The organism is Pseudoalteromonas aliena SW19 (assembly GCF_014905615.1).
Lineage (GTDB): Bacteria > Pseudomonadota > Gammaproteobacteria > Enterobacterales > Alteromonadaceae > Pseudoalteromonas > Pseudoalteromonas aliena.
This window is the reverse complement of sequence record NZ_AQGU01000025.1, coordinates 283,236-300,716: the sequence shown is the minus strand read 5'-3', so window position 1 is coordinate 300,716 and position 17,481 is coordinate 283,236. Positions and strand designations below refer to the sequence as shown.

General features: G+C 39.1%; 14 protein-coding genes. 2 read left to right on the top strand and 12 right to left on the bottom strand.

The genetic code is table 11. The annotated features are described in order from the left end of the window. Positions 1-151: 151 nt before the first annotated feature. The 4 genes from PALI_RS06870 to PALI_RS06855 all read right to left on the bottom strand — a co-directional run bounded on the left by PALI_RS06870 (position 152) and on the right by PALI_RS06855 (position 2,628). Entirely contained in the window at positions 152-643 is a 492-nt protein-coding gene (locus PALI_RS06870; RefSeq protein ID WP_226894507.1) for a response regulator, read from the bottom strand. Between the two features lie 346 nt (positions 644-989). Beyond that, positions 990-1,562: a tRNA-(ms[2]io[6]A)-hydroxylase gene (gene miaE / locus PALI_RS06865; RefSeq protein ID WP_193155364.1), complete on the bottom strand. Its 573-nt coding sequence runs from the start codon at positions 1,560-1,562 to the stop codon at positions 990-992. 47 nt (positions 1,563-1,609) lie between these two features. Next, on the bottom strand, positions 1,610-2,242 hold the full coding sequence (locus PALI_RS06860; RefSeq protein ID WP_193155363.1) for a sulfotransferase: 633 nt from the start codon (positions 2,240-2,242) through the stop codon (positions 1,610-1,612). Between the two features lie 14 nt (positions 2,243-2,256). Then, positions 2,257-2,628, bottom strand: a complete 372-nt coding sequence (locus PALI_RS06855) for an MAPEG family protein (protein ID WP_193155362.1) — start codon at positions 2,626-2,628, stop codon at positions 2,257-2,259. A 153-nt stretch (positions 2,629-2,781) separates the two neighbouring features. Between PALI_RS06855 and PALI_RS06850 the strand changes: the two genes are divergently transcribed. After that, entirely contained in the window at positions 2,782-4,134 is a 1,353-nt protein-coding gene (locus tag PALI_RS06850; protein ID WP_138585779.1) for a DUF2254 domain-containing protein, read from the top strand. A 2-nt stretch (positions 4,135-4,136) separates the two neighbouring features. Here the strand turns inward: PALI_RS06850 and PALI_RS06845 are convergent, their stop codons facing one another. From PALI_RS06845 to ggt, 3 genes are all read right to left on the bottom strand, one after another. After that, complete coding sequence (locus PALI_RS06845) at positions 4,137-4,862, bottom strand: SIMPL domain-containing protein (protein ID WP_138585780.1); 726 nt, start codon at positions 4,860-4,862, stop codon at positions 4,137-4,139. A gap of 153 nt (positions 4,863-5,015) precedes the next feature. Next, entirely contained in the window at positions 5,016-6,710 is a 1,695-nt protein-coding gene (locus tag PALI_RS06840; RefSeq protein WP_193155361.1) for an NAD-dependent malic enzyme, read from the bottom strand. Between the two features lie 139 nt (positions 6,711-6,849). Beyond that, positions 6,850-8,622, bottom strand: coding sequence for a gamma-glutamyltransferase (gene ggt, locus PALI_RS06835; RefSeq protein ID WP_193155360.1), 1,773 nt, complete (start codon positions 8,620-8,622; stop codon positions 6,850-6,852). A 64-nt stretch (positions 8,623-8,686) separates the two neighbouring features. Here ggt and rrtA point away from each other — a divergent pair, with 64 nt between their 5' ends. After that, the gene (rrtA, locus tag PALI_RS06830; protein ID WP_226894506.1) at positions 8,687-9,304 is read left to right on the top strand and encodes a rhombosortase; all 618 of its coding nucleotides are present in this window, start codon (positions 8,687-8,689) and stop codon (positions 9,302-9,304) included. Positions 9,305-9,388: 84 nt separating this feature from the next. On the opposite strand, the gene PALI_RS06825 is transcribed toward rrtA, so the two are convergent. From PALI_RS06825 to PALI_RS06805, 5 genes are all read right to left on the bottom strand, one after another. Next, positions 9,389-11,893, bottom strand: a complete 2,505-nt coding sequence (locus PALI_RS06825) for a S9 family peptidase (RefSeq protein WP_193155359.1) — start codon at positions 11,891-11,893, stop codon at positions 9,389-9,391. 114 nt (positions 11,894-12,007) lie between these two features. After that, on the bottom strand, positions 12,008-13,171 hold the full coding sequence (locus PALI_RS06820) for an endonuclease/exonuclease/phosphatase family protein (protein WP_193155358.1): 1,164 nt from the start codon (positions 13,169-13,171) through the stop codon (positions 12,008-12,010). 145 nt (positions 13,172-13,316) lie between these two features. After that, positions 13,317-14,465 carry a 5-(carboxyamino)imidazole ribonucleotide synthase gene (locus PALI_RS06815; RefSeq protein WP_193155894.1) on the bottom strand — a complete coding sequence of 383 codons (1,149 nt, stop codon included), beginning with the start codon at positions 14,463-14,465 and terminating at the stop codon, positions 13,317-13,319. Between the two features lie 2 nt (positions 14,466-14,467). Further along, positions 14,468-14,950 carry a 5-(carboxyamino)imidazole ribonucleotide mutase gene (purE, locus tag PALI_RS06810; protein ID WP_002962540.1) on the bottom strand — a complete coding sequence of 161 codons (483 nt, stop codon included), beginning with the start codon at positions 14,948-14,950 and terminating at the stop codon, positions 14,468-14,470. Positions 14,951-15,301: 351 nt separating this feature from the next. Next, entirely contained in the window at positions 15,302-16,891 is a 1,590-nt protein-coding gene (locus PALI_RS06805) for an ABC-F family ATPase (RefSeq protein ID WP_077539015.1), read from the bottom strand. Between the last annotated feature and the right edge of the window lie 590 nt (positions 16,892-17,481).

The window sequence follows — 17,481 nt, the reverse complement described above, 5'->3', positions numbered from 1 at the left end:
CTGATGAATTTAGGCATAAATATGGGAATAAAAAAGCGCATTGAGTAGCTTTTAAATAGCCCCTAGATTGAACAAATTCAACCCTGAAAGGTCAATAGACCCTACGCTTTGCTTTAACTAAGGAGGTAACTGCCCTACTTCCATATTTTCTTTATGTTAACAGCGATTTAATCATTTCGATTAATACACTTTGCTTCACTGGTTTTAATAAAACGCTATCAAAACCTAGGTTGAGGTATTCACTATCACTGACTCCATCTTTATTTGCAGTATGCGCAATAATTTTTGTTGAAGCTGGGTTGATGTGTTTTTTCAGTTTTAGCATGGCATCAGTGCCTGTAAACTCAGGCATAACAATATCCATTAAAATAATATCGTAATTGCCTTGGGAAACCATTAGCATGGCTTCAATAGCACTTGGCGCAAAATCAATATTAAAATTATGCTCTGCAAGCATCGCTCTAATCACAATTTCAACTAAAGGGTCGTCATCAACTAAAAGTATATTGTGAGTTTTTTTTTGCACAGAGTGTTTAAACTTTGTTGCAATATCAACCATGTTAGTTGGCGTTTTTTTAGTTTTAGGTGTTGTTGTTACAAGCTCAAAAACATTATTTATAGGGGGGCTAATCAGCGGGATCACTAAAGCCGTGGAATTGATGGTTTTTTTATGCAAGTGTTTGATGGCTGAAATAGTATTTGCTCCCAATATTCGACTGAACAGTTAATAAGCTCACCAACATAGTTAGGAGTACTTAGTGGTAAAACATCTAACGTTTAACTTCAGGAGTATTTCAGCAATTTTTAAGCCAAAGTTTTTGCTTAAAATATTAATATTTATTAATAAGATAATAAAGTATCTGCACTATTACAAATATAATTCGCAAAATGCAACGCCATATGCAAATAAGTTGTCCCTATAATATGGCGTTAGTATCAATTATTACAAGTTTGAGTTTGCACAAACAAAAGCGTATTCATTAAGTAAGTTAATGTAAGGCTGGTGTAAATGGAATGCTTTGGCAAATTTTTGCTTCAGCTACTAGTAATTCTTCTAGGCGAATATTAACGTCTTCTTTGTCGAAATATTCGTAAGCCAGTTCGACAAATAAGTTTTTATGCTTTTCTTCTGAGGCAGCAATAGCAGCATAAAACTCTTTTTCTTTTCCTTCTGGCAAGGCTTGGGCAACTAAAGAAAAGCGTTCATGGCCGCGTGCTTCAATTACACCACCAACGAGTAATCTATCCATTAAAAATTCATCACGACCGTTTCTAAATAAGCCGCGGATTTGTTTAATGTATGGATCTTTTTTGTCGTCACCTAAGTTTACGTCGCGTTCCATTAAAATTTTAAGCACTTCTTTAAAATGAATCATTTCTTCAAGCGCTAGATCTGTCATGGCTTTTACCAATTTTCGCTTATCTGGGTAATGCGACAACATAGACATGGCCATCCCTGATGCTTTTTTTTCTGCAGCGGCGTGATCTTGTAAAAAAGTATTAAAGTCAGCAAGGACAACCTCGGTCCATGCATATGGTGTGTGGTATTTTAATTCAAACATCTTCTATACAACTTAAATAATAATGCGGCGATTTTACCGTATTTGATTTAAAAAATCTTGTAAGGCAGTAATTTATCTATGCGCCCTTTGGCCGTAGATTCTACTTTTAACGGGTGCTTAATATCATTCCATGCGGTGACTTTACCGCCCATATTCATTTTTTCAAAATCAGTTTTATCACTTTTAAGTGCCAAAAAATTACACAGCTGTTTGTAACTGTGTGGCTTTGCTATATCAATAAATAAAAAGTCTTGCTGACGATTTTTAAAATATGTTTGAGCACTATTAAAGTGCGTGTTGTAACAGTTTGTTAAATAGTTATTGTCGTTAATGTTATGCAGTGATAATTCACTAAAGGTATTTAAATAACAGCGTTTTATATGGATATTAAAGCCCCCGTCTGTACGGGTTAAATTAGTGTGCATACGCGTTAAAAGTTGTTTTATTGAAGGAACCCAGGCTGTAAGCTCTCGTTCTAAATAGATAAATTTAGAATGAGGATAATGAGTATCAAGCGTTTTAAAGTCATTAAAAATTGGGGTGTCGGCAATGGCGGTGGCATTTTCAAAACAGGCATTAGTATACGCGGTATGCGCGGTTGTAATGCCAAGTTCTAAAAGTGCATGGCACACACTGGTTGTGCCGGTACGCGGTAAACCTATTATAAATATTTTGCTCATTAACTTTTCTTTAATTAGCCACGTGTCATTAGTAATACAAAGGCACTAACAACTATGACTAAGAATGTTGCAATAGTACCAATTTGGCGATATTTCAGGCTTTTTTCTACTATGCCTAAATTTTGAAACACACGTCCGATCAATAAAGCACCGCCTAATATGTGGCAGTAATGGCTTGCAAGCCCTTGGTACTCTGCTAAAAAAAGCAGTATTAAAGCAAGTGGTACGTATTCCATAAAGTTTGCATGGGCACGCACAGCACGCTGCAGCGTTGTATTACCGTTATCACCTAACGATATTTGTTCTGCGCGGCGCACTTTTATTACGTTAAAGCTCAAATAAATGTAAAAGAATGCAAGTAATGCAGCATAAGTTGAAATGATCACGGCGTTTTCCTGTTATTTTTATCGCATAAGCATGCGCTCTATTATTGTGGACGTGATAATAACATATAAATTTGAGCAGCATTATCAGAAGTTTACTAAATGCCTATGCTAAGCTAAGGGTATTAAGTAAGTAGAAAAATACACAAGGATTTTATGTTTGTACCTCGCAAAGTAGCTAATAGTTATCGTGAAATGATCAACAGTATTGGCTTTTACCCTTCACTTCTTTCTGTTGCCTTTTTGGTATTTGCTATTATTACCATGTCGGTTGAATATTTAGCCCCAGTTGAACAGTTAAAGTCGTTTATCTCTGTGATACTTGTTGATAGCGCCGAAAACGCGCGTACTATTTTAAGTACCTTAGCGGGCAGTATTATTTCACTTACGGTGTTTAGTTTTTCGATGGTTATGGTTGTTTTAAACTCGGCCAGTGCGAGTTTATCGCCCCGTGTTGTACCTGGCCTTATTACTCGTAAATCACATCAAATGGTATTAGGGTTTTATTTAGGCAGTATAATTTATTCTATTATTATGCTCATCAATATTAACAAGCTTGATGGTGGCAATACTGCGATCCCATCAATCGGCGTATTATTTGCGCTTGTGTTTGGTTTAATCTCGTTAGGGTTATTTGTATTTTTTATCCATTCAATTTCTCGCGCCATTCAGGTTGATAATGTGTTAAATGGGTTGTTTAGCCAAACTAAAAGAGAAATAAAAGCCATTATACAAAGGCAGCAAGACAACCCCGTAGAAAACTTTCCTGACTTTGAGCAATGGCAATCTATAAGCAGTAAAACCGAGGGGTATTATAAAGGCGTGCATACCGACAAGCTGTGTGCCATTTTGGCAGAGGAAAATATAAAAGTGTATATTTCTGTTAACCAAGGCTATTTTACCGTTAAAGGCTACCCATTTTTAAAGTGTAATAAAGATATATCAAACAACGAAGCACTCATAAATAAAATTTTAGACTGCTTTATTTTTTATATTGAAGAGTACATAAGTGATCATTATCGTTATGGTTTAACGCAAATATCAGAAATTGCAGTTAAAGCAATGAGCCCAGGTATAAACGATCCAGGTACTGCGGTTAAATCGATTGATATGCTTAGTATTTTACTTATTCAACGACTTTCAATTAACGATATTAATTACTCATTTAAGCACAGCGAGAGCGGCCCATTGTTGTATTCACACGAAACCAGTTTTGATGAACTGCTACACGACAACTTTACACCACTTAGAAATTATGCAAAGGGCGACGCGTACGTAATGACGAATGTACTTGAGGCGTTTAAAAATATTTTGTTTGTAGCGCACCAATATACGGACGCACGAAATAGTCTATTTAACTACTTAAATGCGATTGTGGATGACATAAATGAGCATGTTACTAATGCGTACGACAGACGTGAAATTACTAATATGTTAAATGCAATCACCCGTATCAGTGAAGAGCAAGGTAAAGAATTGGTGGCGCGTTTTGAGCACCACCAAAAGTAAATTTAATCTATGTAGTACACAGCGTAGCTTGAAGCCGTTACTTTAATTTCTCCCGCATGATAGGCATCCGGTACGTAGTTACTTGGTGCGCTATCTGCCATCATCACTTTCTCGGCGCGCATGTATGGTTGCGACTGTACGTTCAATGGGCTAAGGGATGCAGAATATAAGCCTTTTAAGTCAACCCCATAATCTTCACTAAACTCTTTTGCAGCATCACGCGCATCTTTTATTGCCAGTTTTTGAGCTTTTTTATGTAGCTCGTTGTAATTACTTGCTAAAAACTGCGTTTGATTAATTTCGTTAATCCCATTATTAACTAAACTTTGTAGTAACTTAGGGTATTTATTTATATCGCTAAGTTTTACGGTTAAGGTACGGGCAACTCTAAACCCTTTAAAGTCTTGATTACCTGTTGTGCGGTTGTATTGATTATCGCGGTTTATTGAAATTTGCCCTGCGTTTATATCGCCCTGCAAAACACCCATTTCTTTAACAAGTTTAATGGCCTTAGCCATAGTTAAATCAGTTTTGTTTTTAGCCGCAATTAAGTCTTTATCAATTTCGGTAATACCCACACTAATTTGTACGTAATCTGGCATTGTAGTAAGTGTGGCTTCGCCTTTTACATAAATATGAGGAGCGTCGGGAGTTGCCGCTGCGAGTGTGTTAAAGCTCAGTGCGCTTAAAGTCAACGCGGTGCCTAAAACGAAAGTCAGAGTTTTCATAAGTCGATCCTTTAATTTAGTTGATCCTATTAAAGAGCCTACGTGGTTAATTAGCGATGAACAAGCACAAAAAAACAGGCAATTGCCTGTTTTTTGTTAAGTGTTGTAACTAACGTTACAACAAGTTGCACGTTAAATTACGTATAGGTGCAATTAAATACTGCTGCGCTTGTAGTTACGGTATTTAGGTAACCAGTAGTTTTTATCAATGGCTGCCCATAATGCATCATCAGAAATCTCAAGAGCGACGCCCTCTTCGATTGCTTTTTTAGCTATGGCAAATGCAATTCGCTTACTCAATGTTTCTATTTCTGTTAGCGCTGGTAATAAACTGCCAACACCCGTATTAGCACGAGGAGACGACTCAGCAAGCATTTCGCTAGACACACTTAGCATTTCATCTGTAATACGTGTTGCTTTAGCCGCTATAACGCCTAGACCAATACCAGGGAAAATATAACTGTTATTGCATTGTGGGATTGGGAACGTTTCGCCGTTGTATTCAACCGGTGCAAACGGGCTGCCTGTTGCTACAAGTGCTTTACCGTCTGTCCATTTAATAACATCTTCTGGGTGAGCTTCTACCTGTTTAGATGGGTTACTTAATGGAAAAATAATTGGCTGCTCACAATTTGCGTGCATTGCGCGTATTACTTGTTCAGTGAATAAACCAGGTTGGCCTGAAACACCAATTAAAATATCTGGTTGTGCACAGTGCATTACATCAAGTAATGATGCGTATTCGCCACTGTAAGTCCACTCACTTAGCGAGCCTTGCGGTTGCGCGAGTGCTTGTTGAAAATCACGTAAACCTTGCATACCCTCTGATAATAAACCAAAGCGGTCGACCATAAATACTTGGCTACGTGCTTGAGCTTCAGTGATGCCTTCAAACACCATTTGGCTAATTATTTGCTCAGCAATACCACAGCCGGCAGAGCCCGCACCAACAAACACTACTTTTTGTTGGCTTAGCGTTGAATTTTTAACACGACATGCTGCAAGTAAAGACCCGACTGTTACAGCCGCAGTGCCTTGAATATCATCATTAAAGCTACAAATTTCATCGCGGTAACGTTTTAATAATGGCATTGCATTTGGCTGTGCAAAATCTTCAAACTGCAGTAATACATTTGGCCAGCGGCGCTTAACGGCTTTAATAAATAAATCTAAAAACTCATCGTACTCATCTTGAGCAATACGCTTGTGACGTGCGCCCATGTACATTGGGTCGTTTAACAGTTTTTCGTTATTAGTACCCACATCAAGCATTACAGGTAATGTGTACGCTGGACTAATGCCACCACACGCAGTGTAAAGTGATAATTTGCCGATTGGGATACCCATGCCGCCAATACCTTGATCGCCAAGGCCTAAAATACGCTCACCATCGGTAACAACAATGACTTTTACTTTGCCTTTTGTTGCATTGCGTAAAATGTCATCAATTTGAAAGCGATCTTCATATGAAATAAATAAGCCACGTGCGCTGCGGTATATATCTGAGAATTTTTCACAGGCGTCACCCACTGTAGGGGTGTAAATAATAGGCATCATTTCTTCAAGATGATCGCGCACTAAACGGTAGTAAAGTGTTTCGTTATTATCTTGAATCGCACGTAAGTATATGTGCTTATTGAGATTGTCGGTAAAGCTTGAGTACTGCTGATAACAACGCTCTACTTGCTCTTCTATTGTTTCAAAGCGAGGAGGTAACAAGCCAGCAAGGTTGAAGTTTTCGCGTTCTTTTTTACTAAAGGCACTGCCTTTATTTAATAGCGGTGTTTCAATTAGGCCAGGGCCAGCATGATGAATATAAAGGTAATTTGGATCAGTATTTGTTGTCATATTTCCAGGCTTTAACGAAGTCTTAAGTTATGATCTGCCATTATCATTGTTAAAGGTAAAATTGCAATGAGTATGGAACTTGTCAGACCATTGAGAATATACAAACACGAGCTTTACTCGTGCTTGTATTATACATAAATTAAAATTTAATAGTGGCGTTTTTATCAGTTAAATCAGATAACGCGACCCCTTCACGGCGAGGATCTGCGCCGCCATATAATTTGTTGTTTTTAACTTCAACGGCATGTAAACCCGAGTTTAGATCGAGTACACGCACATTATGACCGCGCTTAGTAAGTAAAGGTGCAATGGCTTCAAGGGCGGTGCCTTTTTCAAGGCTGGTGTAATCGTTACGGTTTGTTGTGCGCGGTAAGTTAATGGCCCCTTGGGCTGATAAATTCCAGTCAATAACACCTACAACTACTTGTGCTACGTAATCTATAATACGACTGCCACCAGGTGAACCCACCACTAAACGTAAACTGCCATCTTTATTAAATACCATTACCGGTGACATAGAGCTACGCGGGCGTTTACCTGCCTCTACTCGGTTTGCTACAAGCTTGCCATTTTTACGCGGTGAAAGTGAAAAGTCAGTGAGTTGGTTATTTAAAATAAATCCGTTAACCATCACCGTAGAGCCAAATGCCATTTCTATTGAGCTGGTCATCGACACTGCATTGCCTTTACTATCAACAATCGATACGTGCGAAGTAGAGGGTAACTCGTAAGAATCATCCGCTGCATAGCTTAAATAATCAACTGGATCACCGGCCACTGCTGGCTGATCTGTATCAGTGATTAATTTAGCACGAGAAGCAATGTAGTCTTTATCTAGCAATTCTTTAGTGGGTACTTGAGTGAAATCTGGATCGCCCATATACATATCGCGATCGGCAAATGCTATGCGTGAAGCTTGACTAAAATAATGAATCGCTTTTTCATCATTTGGCTTAAACGCGCTCATATTTTTATGTTCAAGCAAGCCTAGCATTTGTAATACAGCTACACCGCCACTGCTTGGTGGTGCCATTGAACATACATTGTACGCACGGTATTGAATACACACAGCATCGCGTTCTTTACTTTTGTAAGCGGCTAAATCTTGTACACTGAGTTTGCCAGGCGCTATGGAGGAATTTTGTACCGCCTTAACCATTTTTTTAGCATTATCGCCTTTATAAAATGCATCAATACCCTGCTTTGCGATGTCTTTGTATAAATCAGCCAGTGGTTGGTTTTGTTTAAGCGTACCCGCTGCAATCAATTTACCATTAGGGTAAAAGTACTCATTTATTACTGGCATACTCATTACGCCTGGGTTTAACTGACGTGCTAATAAGCCGTGTAAACGCGGCGATACAACAAAGCCTTGCTCAGCAAGTTCAATGGCTGGTTTAAATAACTCACTCCATGGGAGTGTTCCGTATTGCTTATGCGCGCTTGCAAAGGCATGTAAAATACCAGGAACGCCCACAGAGCGCCCGCCTACTACGGCTTCAATCCATTTTACCGCTTTGCCGTGTTTATCTAAAAACAGCGTGTCGTCTGCGTTTGCTGGTGCTGTTTCACGACCATCAAAACTAGTCAGCTTGTTGTTTGCTTTGTTGTAGTACAACATAAATGTACCACCACCAATGCCTGATGATTGCGGCTCAACCAAAGTAAGTACAAGCTGCGTGGTAATAGCGGCGTCTATGGCACTGCCGCCTTGCGCTAAAATTTGCTGACCTGCGCGTGAAGCATATGGGTTTGCAGCTGCAAGCATATACTTGTTACCTGTCACCTCTTGTTTATGAATAAGCCCTGTTGCGGCTTCTGGCTCGCGAGTTTCAATTACTTGCTGTGCAAAAGAAGGCAGTGTTACTGCGCACAGCGTAATGGCTAATAATGAGTTAAGTTTAAAATGCATAAAAAGTCTAAAAACACTTAATGACGATAAGATAATTGGCATCTTAAAGTTAAACGGGCACAATATGCAAAAATTTATACTAAAAAATGACAATAAAATGCTTAATTTACCACTGCAGCCTCGCTATTTATTACCGCCTATAATTTTGCTGCTTTTTAGCACCACTTTTGCTGCATTTGATTTAAATAATTTACTAGAATTTAACCGTGAGCTTGTCAACCAAGGTGAATTATGGCGTATATTTACCAGCCAGTTTGTTCATGCTAACTGGGCACACTTGGGATTAAATGCCAGCGGTATTTTATTAATTTGGTTGCTGCATGGCGAATACACATCACCTACTCGCTACGCTTTTAATACAAGTGCGCTGGCACTGTGGTGTGGTTTAGGTGTGTATTGGTTTTGCCCTGGCATACATATTTACACCGGATTAAGTGCTCTACTGCATGGTGTAATTATTTGGGGCGCTGTTAAAGATATAACCGTAGGACTAAAATCGGGTTATTTATTGTTTATAGGTGTATGGATAAAAATAGCGTTTGAGCAATTTAGTGGCCCAAGTACCGATATAGAAAAACTAATTGACTCGACGGTGGCCGTTGACGCGCATTTAATTGGTGTTATTGGCGGGACTCTGCTTGCCATCCCATTGGCTATAGAAATCTTTAAAAAGAAAAAATAAAGTTAGATTTTGTTCAACCCAATAAAAACGCCGCATTAGTTAACTAATGCGGCGTTTTTGTTTTTATACTTTAAGGGTTAAAGATTAAAGCGTTTCTTTAAATAACTTATGAATACGGCGGTATTCGTCTAACCAACTTGAAGGCTGCACAAAACCATGCGGTTCAACAGGAAATATTGCTGTTTCAAAGTTTTCTTTTTCAAGCTCAATTAAACGCTGTACTAAACGCACTGAATCTTGAAAAAATACGTTATCGTCAACCATTGGCGCATTGATCAATAAGCGCTTGTTTAAACCTTCAGCGTAGTAAATTGGTGAGCTGCGCTCATACGCAATAGGATCAACATCTGGGTGATTTAGAATATTAGCGGTGTAACCCGTATTGTAATGCGCCCAATCGGTTACTGGTCGCAGTGCTGCACCTGATTGAAACAATTCAGGGGCTGTAAATAGCGCCATAAAGGTCATAAAGCCGCCGTATGAGCCGCCATAAGTTCCCACAGCCTTAATATCAACGTTGGCATTTTTCGCCATCCATTTTACGCCGTCAGCCAAATCTTGTGTTTCGGGAGTTCCCATTTGACGATAAATTGCAGTACGCCAATCACGTCCGTAACCTTTAGATGCGCGGTAATCCATATCCATTACTATATAACCTTCGTCTGCTAGTAATGAATGGAACATAAACTCACGAAAATAAACCGAAAATCCCATGTGTGAGTTTTGTAAATAACCCGCGCCGTGGTTAAAAATAACCGCTTTACGGTTTTTACCGACTTCGCCCTCTACATAATCAGCTGGGTAGTACACTTTGGCGTATATGGGTTGTGAAGTATGACTCGAAGGCACAGCAACAATTTTTGGTGCAGTTAGCTTTTTCGATAAAAATTCATCCGACACAGTATGCGTTAAACGTGTTGCTTGTGTATTTGCTTTAGCATCAGCAACGTAAAGCTCATTAGGCATGGTAATCGTAGAGTGCTTAAGCAGTAACTGGCTTTCATCTGGGCTTAATGTGTAGTCAGTCATCCCGTTTAAATCGGTAATTTGCTCGCTGTTACCCGTTTGTGGGTTAACGCGATAAATTTCGTACAGACCTGGATGCTCAACATTTGCTTTATAATAGATTGCGCTGTCGTCGCGTGTAAGCGTTAAGTTCGAAACCTCAAATTGGCCTTGTGTAAGCGCGGTTGCTTTACCATTTAGTGGCTTTTTATAAAGTTGGCTGTAACCCGACTCTTCCGATAAGTAGTAAAGCGTGTTTGAATTATGTAACCAACCAAAATCATTAAATGCGTAAGCTATCCATGCATCATCATGCAAGCGATGCTGCGAAACTAATGTATTATTTTCAAAATCAACAGTTGCAAGCCAGCGGTCTTTGTTATCCCACGCTTCAAGCATAATAGCGACGTGTGAGCCGTCGTCATTCCACACGATTGGGCTTTGCTCAAATCCCCAATCCATAATAAGATTTATGCCACGCGGGGCTTTTTTAGATGTGTATGTTTTGCCTTCCCGTGCATAGTTTTCTTTTTTTACTGAGGCTAAAACGTCTTCATCAAAGCCTGGCAACGTATCAAACGAAAGCGACTTTTGGCTTTTATCTTTTAAATTAATGTATACAAGCTCTGACGTTTCTTCTTTTGCATCAGCTACACGACGGCGCGCTTTTTTAGGGTCGATAGTAGCATCATCAGTGATGTAGTTTGGCATAATATCGCCATCACTGCGCCACCCTGTTTGCTTTTGCACAACAACTAATAACGCATCACCATTGGGCGAAAGCTGCACTTCAGCAACGGTATTTCCATCACCTAAATAATAAGCCGTATTAGCAATTGACGTATTTTGCTCATTTAACAATTCATTACGAGCTTGCCTGTCTTTTTTGTTTTTTTGCTCAAGTGCAACAAATTTAATCAATTTATGCTGCTCTTTAGCAATGTACGTACTGGGCTCTGTTACGCCCTCTGGTTTGTTTACTAGCTTTAAGTTAGCAAGTTCAGAGGTTAAACCCGTTACTAAGTCGGCTTTAAAAAATACATTACCTTGGCGATATGCCAATGTACCATCATTTAAAAATTGTGGTTTAGACTCAGCCGCTGATGTTTGTGTAATTTGCTTAATGGTGTTTGTTTTAATGTTTTTAACAAACACATTGCCTTTAAAAGTATAGGCTTGAAGTGATTTATCTTTTGAGTAAACGGCATTTTTAGCGCCTAGCATGTGCAGCTTATTAAGTGCCACTTGCTGTGCTGTTTGGCTAGTAATTGCTTGGCTATAAAAATCTCTGAGTGTGCTACCTCGCTCTTTTTGAGCATAAATAACGGTTGTTGAATCGGCTGACCAAAACGCGTTTTCTGGCTGATTACCCATCCAATCAGGGTGAGCCATTGCTTGTTCTAACGTAATGTTTTGCGATCCTGTATCGGCTGGTGTGTTTACAACCGCAGCAACCTTGGTTGCTGGTAACGCATTTTGCTGTGATGAAGAGGTGTTAGCCGTCGCGCTACAACCTGCAAGCACAATACTTGAAGCAACAGCTAAGGCCACTAACGTTTTAGATGAAGAAAAATTAAAAATCATAGTGCTTCTATACGGTTATTATAATTAGGCCGTATTTAAGCAGAAGCACTCAAGTTATTGCAATTTTTTAAGATAAATAACGATTAAACAGGGTAAAGCTCAGTTTACTCAAACTTATTCAACAATTAAGTCGAGCCACACCAGTCGGTGATCACTTGATGCGTTTCTATCTTTAATTAAGCGATACTGCTCGCTTGTTTTAGTAGGCCAAAACACGCCTCCGCTTTTAACGCTTAAACCATAGTTTGATGGTAGAACGTAATCGACACGGGCCTGCCAGTTAGCGGTGTAATTTTGTGCATAAGACTCTTTATACTGCTCCTTTGCGCCTTCACTTTTTGGCACAAAACTGGCGTTAATAAGTGAATTTTTAAGAAGTAAATCAGTTGTCATAACACGTGCTTTATCGCCTTCAGGGGATGCATTTAAATCGCCTAAAATCACAAAACGAGACTGTGCTTTTAATCCACCTTTTTGGCCGTTATCGTCATAAATGTAATTTGCGTTTGTTACGTAATCGGCAATTAACCTTATTTCATCATGGTTACGTTTACCATTACGATCTTCTTCGCCGTCAAATACTGGTGGTGTTGGGTGGGACGCTAATATATGCACAGTCTTATTGTTAACGTTGATTGGTAAATCCCAAAACGATTTTGAGCTGAGCCTAAGCGCCTCCCACTCTTGTTTGTTATACCAATTTTCAGCTGTTTTTGGCATAACCGGCATTTGCGCGTTTGGCATATCTTTATATTTAAAGGTTTGCAGCGTTCTTATTTTTTCAAAATCAATTGGGTATTTTGAAAGGAGCGCCATACCGTAATGCCCTTCAAAAAAACCAAAGCCTTGTGCATCCCCCATCACTGCATTTTTTTTGCCATCGTTATCTAAATCAAATTCGGTGGCTAATCCCGTATTTACTGGCGCTATGTAAGAATAAGCATAGTTGATTGCGTCTTGTTTTTGCTGGCTAACGTTGAGGTAATGTTTATTGAAATACTCAACACCTTGCTCTTTAGGGATATAATCAAATTCATTAAGCAAAACAATATCAGGGCGAACACGTTGAATAATTTCAGCGATGTTTTTAATCTGTTGGTTATTTGATTTAAGTGCATTAACTAATGCATCACTTTTAATTGGCTGATCTTTAGCGGTGTGATTAGTGGCATCCATACTCACATTAAAAGTCGCCACGCGTAAGGTGTCTGCAGCAAAAGAATGTGTACTAAAAGTAGCTGCAACAAGCAGTGCGCTATAAATTGCTTTGATTTTCATGTCGTGATTTCACTTATAAAATAATGGTCTTAGCTATTATTTCATAAACGAAGGAATTTGTGCTTTTTTAAATTTTAAAAATGCCGAGCAAGCTCAGCATTTTTAAGTTGTGCATAATACTAATTTCATGCAATTGGTATAACGTTTAGTGCAAGATTAACTGTGCGGCAGCTTTTAAAATGCCAGGATATTCTTGCTCTGGCAAAAAATCGCTAAGCTCCCCCAACTTATCTGCAAGATCATTCATGCTTGCAGCAGATACATTTATATGACCCATTTTACGTCCTTGCTTTGCAGTTTTACCGTACCAATGGCTTGTAACATCAGAGACTTTTAAAACATCGAATGGAATACTTGCTTGGCCTAAAACATTTATCATCGCGGTGATTTGTTTAAGTTCGGTGTTACCTAGAGGTAAACCTGCAACAGCGCGCATATGGTTTTCAAACTGCGAGCAATGACAACCTTGCTGTGTCCAATGGCCTGAGTTATGAACACGTGGGGCAATTTCGTTAACAAGTAACGTGCCTTGTACATCAAAAAACTCTATAGCCAATACGCCAACGTAGTTAAGCTCGTTTGCTATTTTTGTAAATGCATCGTTAGCCTGCGCTTCAAGGTTTTTGTTATTTTTACCAGCAATAGAGAGCGTTAACACACCATTAGTGTGCTCATTCTCGGTTAGCGGATAAATAGCCACATTACCGTGTTTATCGCGCGCACCAATAATCGACACTTCGCGATCAAACGGGATCATTTTTTCAGCAATAATAGTGTGCGGTGTTTGCTGCGTACCTGTTGCTATAAAATCAGCCATTTCTGACCAAATTTGCTCTATTTGATTATCCGATTTTAAACGCCATTGCCCTTTACCATCGTAACCTGCTTGGCATGTTTTAATAACCAGTGGCTTACCTAGAGTTTTAACAGCGTTTTCAAGATGTGCTTTTTCGGTAATTAATTGATACGGTGCACACGCAACACCTGTTTTATCAAGTAATGCTTTTTCAAGCGAGCGATCGCCACCGGTTTTAATCGCGGCTTTACCTGGGTAAAACTTATTGCTGTTACAGCAAAGTGTGAGTACGTCATCAGGAATATGCTCAAACTCTGCCGTAATTGCATCAGCGTTTAATATCGCTTGCTCAAGCGACGTGGCATAAACCTCGCCTGTTAACGGGTGCTTAATTTGCTTGCTAGCTACATCGTACGCCACTACGTTTAAATTTAGCGGTGCGCCGGCAAGACTCATCATACGTGCAAGTTGCCCTGCACCTAATATTAAAATATTCATCATTACTCTGCAGGATTTGGATTAGCTAATATAGTGTCGGTTTGAGCTTTACGAAACGCTTCAATTTTTGCAAAAATTTCTGGATTTTGACATCCTAAAATTTGTGCAGCTAATAAACCTGCATTTGCAGCGCCAGGTTCGCCAATAGCAAGTGTGCCTACAGCAACGCCTTTAGGCATTTGGCAAATAGATAAAAGTGAATCAACACCATTTAATGCTTTTGATTTTACCGGCACGCCAAGTACAGGAAGCGATGTGAATGCTGCTGCCATACCCGGTAAATGTGCTGCGCCGCCAGCGCCCGCTATAATTACTTTAATACCACGTTCTGCGGCTGAGCTTGCGTAGTCGGCTAGAAGTTGAGGAGTGCGGTGTGCAGACACGACTTTTGTTTCGTACTTAATGCCAAAGTGTTCTAGCATAAGGGCTGCATGTTCCATGGTTGGCCAATCTGATTTAGAACCCATAATAATGCCAACAGTCATAAATACTCCTCAGTAATGTATTTTAAAAAAATAGCGGACTTATGTCCGATTTTAGGCGGGTATTATACCCAAAGCCATATTAATTGCGACTCACAAAAACAAAAAAGCCATGTTTAAACATGGCTTTTTAGAATTAATGGGTAGATAACCTGAACTCTGGTTAAGAGATTTACTAACGTATTGAATCATCGTGATATTTAAATTTATCTTCTCTAGCCAGAGATTTTCAGTGAAAACAAGGCGAATTTACGCGTCAATAGCTTGCCTATTGCAAGTAAATTCAACGCAGTTAGCGCTGAAAATAGCGGCTCAAGATAGGTTTATTATCCAGAGTTCAGGTTAAATAGCTAATTAAGCGTCTTTACTCGCTAGGTATTCTGCGTAGTTACCTCTAAAGTCGATAACTTTACCGTCTTTAATTTCCCAAATACGGGTAGCTACCGATGATACAAATTGACGGTCGTGCGACACAAACATCAGTGTACCTTCGTAAGCTTCAAGGGCTAAGTTAAGCGCTTCAATAGATTCCATATCCATGTGGTTGGTTGGCTCATCCATTAGCAATATGTTTGGTTTATGCATCATAATTTTACCAAACAACATGCGGCCTTGTTCACCACCTGAGATTACTTTTACTGATTTTTTAATATCGTTTTGCGAAAACAACATACGACCTAAGAAGCTACGAACCACTTGTTCGTCGTCACCTTCTTGCTGCCATTGCTCCATCCATTGAAATAAGTTCATGTCGGTTGCAAATTCGTCAGCGTGATCTTGTGCGTAGTAACCAATGTTGGCATTTTCAGAAAACTTAAACTCACCGGCTTTTGGTGCTAAGCGCCCTGCTAACGTATTAAGCAATGTTGTTTTACCCACACCATTTTCACCAATAATAGCAATACGTTCGCCAACTTCAACTAAACCTTCAAGATTAGAGAACAATGTATTGTCGTCAAAACCTTGCGTTAAGTTTGTCATTTCGAGTGCGTTACGGAATAACTGTTTTTCTTGATCAAAACGGATAAACGGTGTTTGACGTGATGATGCTTTAACTTCGTCTAACTGAATTTTGTCGATACGTTTAGCACGTGATGTTGCTTGCTTAGCTTTCGATGCGTTAGCAGAGAAACGAGAAACGAACTGTTGGAGCTCAGCAATTTGGTTTTTCTTTTTGGCATTTTCGCTCAGTAGCTGCTCGCGTGCTTGTGTTGCTGCAAACATGTACTCGTCGTAGTTACCTGGGTAAATACGCAGCTCGCCGTAGTCGATATCAGCCATGTGGGTGCACACAGAGTTTAAAAAGTGACGGTCATGCGAGATAATGATCATGGTACAGTTGCGTTGATTCAACACGTCTTCTAGCCACTTGATGGTATAAATATCCAAGTTATTAGTTGGTTCATCAAGAAGCATTATGTCTGGATTTGAAAACAACACTTGCGCAAGCAACACTCGAAGCTTGAAACCTGGTGCAATTTCTGACATCGGTCCATAATGCTGTTCAGTACCAATGCCTACGCCTAATAATAGTTCCCCTGCTTTAGATTCTGCAGAATAACCATCCATTTCAGCAAACTCAGTTTCAAGATCGGCCACTTTCATGCCGTCTTCTTCGCTCATTTCTGGCAAACTATAAATACGGTCACGTTCTTGTTTAATTTGCCATAACTCTTTATGACCCATAATCACAGTGTCGATAACAGAGTATTCTTCGTAGGCAAACTGGTCTTGGTTTAGCTTAGCAACGCGTTCATTTGGATCAGTACTTACATTACCTGCAGAAGCTTCAAGCTCACCACTTAAAATCTTCATAAATGTTGATTTACCACAACCATTTGCACCGATCAAACCGTAACGGTTTCCGTCGCCAAATTTTGCTGAGATATTTTCAAATAATGGTTTAGCACCAAATTGCATGGTGACATTAGCTGTACTAATAATAGCGCTACCCTCCAAGGAGTAATGATGTATTTAAATTGCGCGCAGTTTATACCAAATTGGCTTTTTTTTCTATCAAAGATTATGACAATACAAGGCGTTAAAGCCTTTTTAAAATGCGTAGAACATTGCTTTGCTGGTGGCTTGTTTTTATTCTTAAAAATGTAAATTGACAGTGATTTTTAACGCTAACTACGTTATCGCCTATTTATGGGGAATAACTACATTACATAGGCTCTGCATTACCTAAACATAAAGCATGCTGCTGCAATTTTAATCAGTAAAGAACAACTCGCCCTAAAATGTGAGTAAACCTCTTAACCAAATTTTAGGTTAATTTAACGCATTTCGTTATTCTTACTTTAGTTTATAAGCTATATTCATGAAATCTAAGTACTTTAAAGTATTTGCTCTACATGTTGTTTTTTGAACAACGTGAAAAAATTTCAAATTAGTCCTTAGTATTTTTAAACTTTCCTAGCCCCATTTCCCTACTTTTTATCCTAAATAAACAAACATAACTCACACTTCAAGTGCAAAGTTAACCGTGTGTGAATAGCTATTCTTTTATATGATTTTGTTAATGAGTATTT

Coding starts and splice junctions, on each gene's coding strand:
- PALI_RS06860 (WP_193155363.1), bottom strand. CDS start 2,242: ATGAGCAAAATATTTATAATAGGTTTACCGCGTACCGGCACAACCAGT.
- rrtA (WP_226894506.1), top strand. CDS start 8,687: ATGCAAAAATTTATACTAAAAAATGACAATAAAATGCTTAATTTACCA.
- PALI_RS06850 (WP_138585779.1), top strand. CDS start 2,782: ATGTTTGTACCTCGCAAAGTAGCTAATAGTTATCGTGAAATGATCAAC.
- ggt (WP_193155360.1), bottom strand. CDS start 8,622: ATGCATTTTAAACTTAACTCATTATTAGCCATTACGCTGTGCGCAGTA.
- purE (WP_002962540.1), bottom strand. CDS start 14,950: ATGACTGTTGGCATTATTATGGGTTCTAAATCAGATTGGCCAACCATG.
- PALI_RS06840 (WP_193155361.1), bottom strand. CDS start 6,710: ATGACAACAAATACTGATCCAAATTACCTTTATATTCATCATGCTGGC.
- PALI_RS06820 (WP_193155358.1), bottom strand. CDS start 13,171: ATGAAAATCAAAGCAATTTATAGCGCACTGCTTGTTGCAGCTACTTTT.
- miaE (WP_193155364.1), bottom strand. CDS start 1,562: ATGTTTGAATTAAAATACCACACACCATATGCATGGACCGAGGTTGTC.
- PALI_RS06815 (WP_193155894.1), bottom strand. CDS start 14,465: ATGAATATTTTAATATTAGGTGCAGGGCAACTTGCACGTATGATGAGT.
- PALI_RS06845 (WP_138585780.1), bottom strand. CDS start 4,862: ATGAAAACTCTGACTTTCGTTTTAGGCACCGCGTTGACTTTAAGCGCA.
- PALI_RS06825 (WP_193155359.1), bottom strand. CDS start 11,893: ATGATTTTTAATTTTTCTTCATCTAAAACGTTAGTGGCCTTAGCTGTT.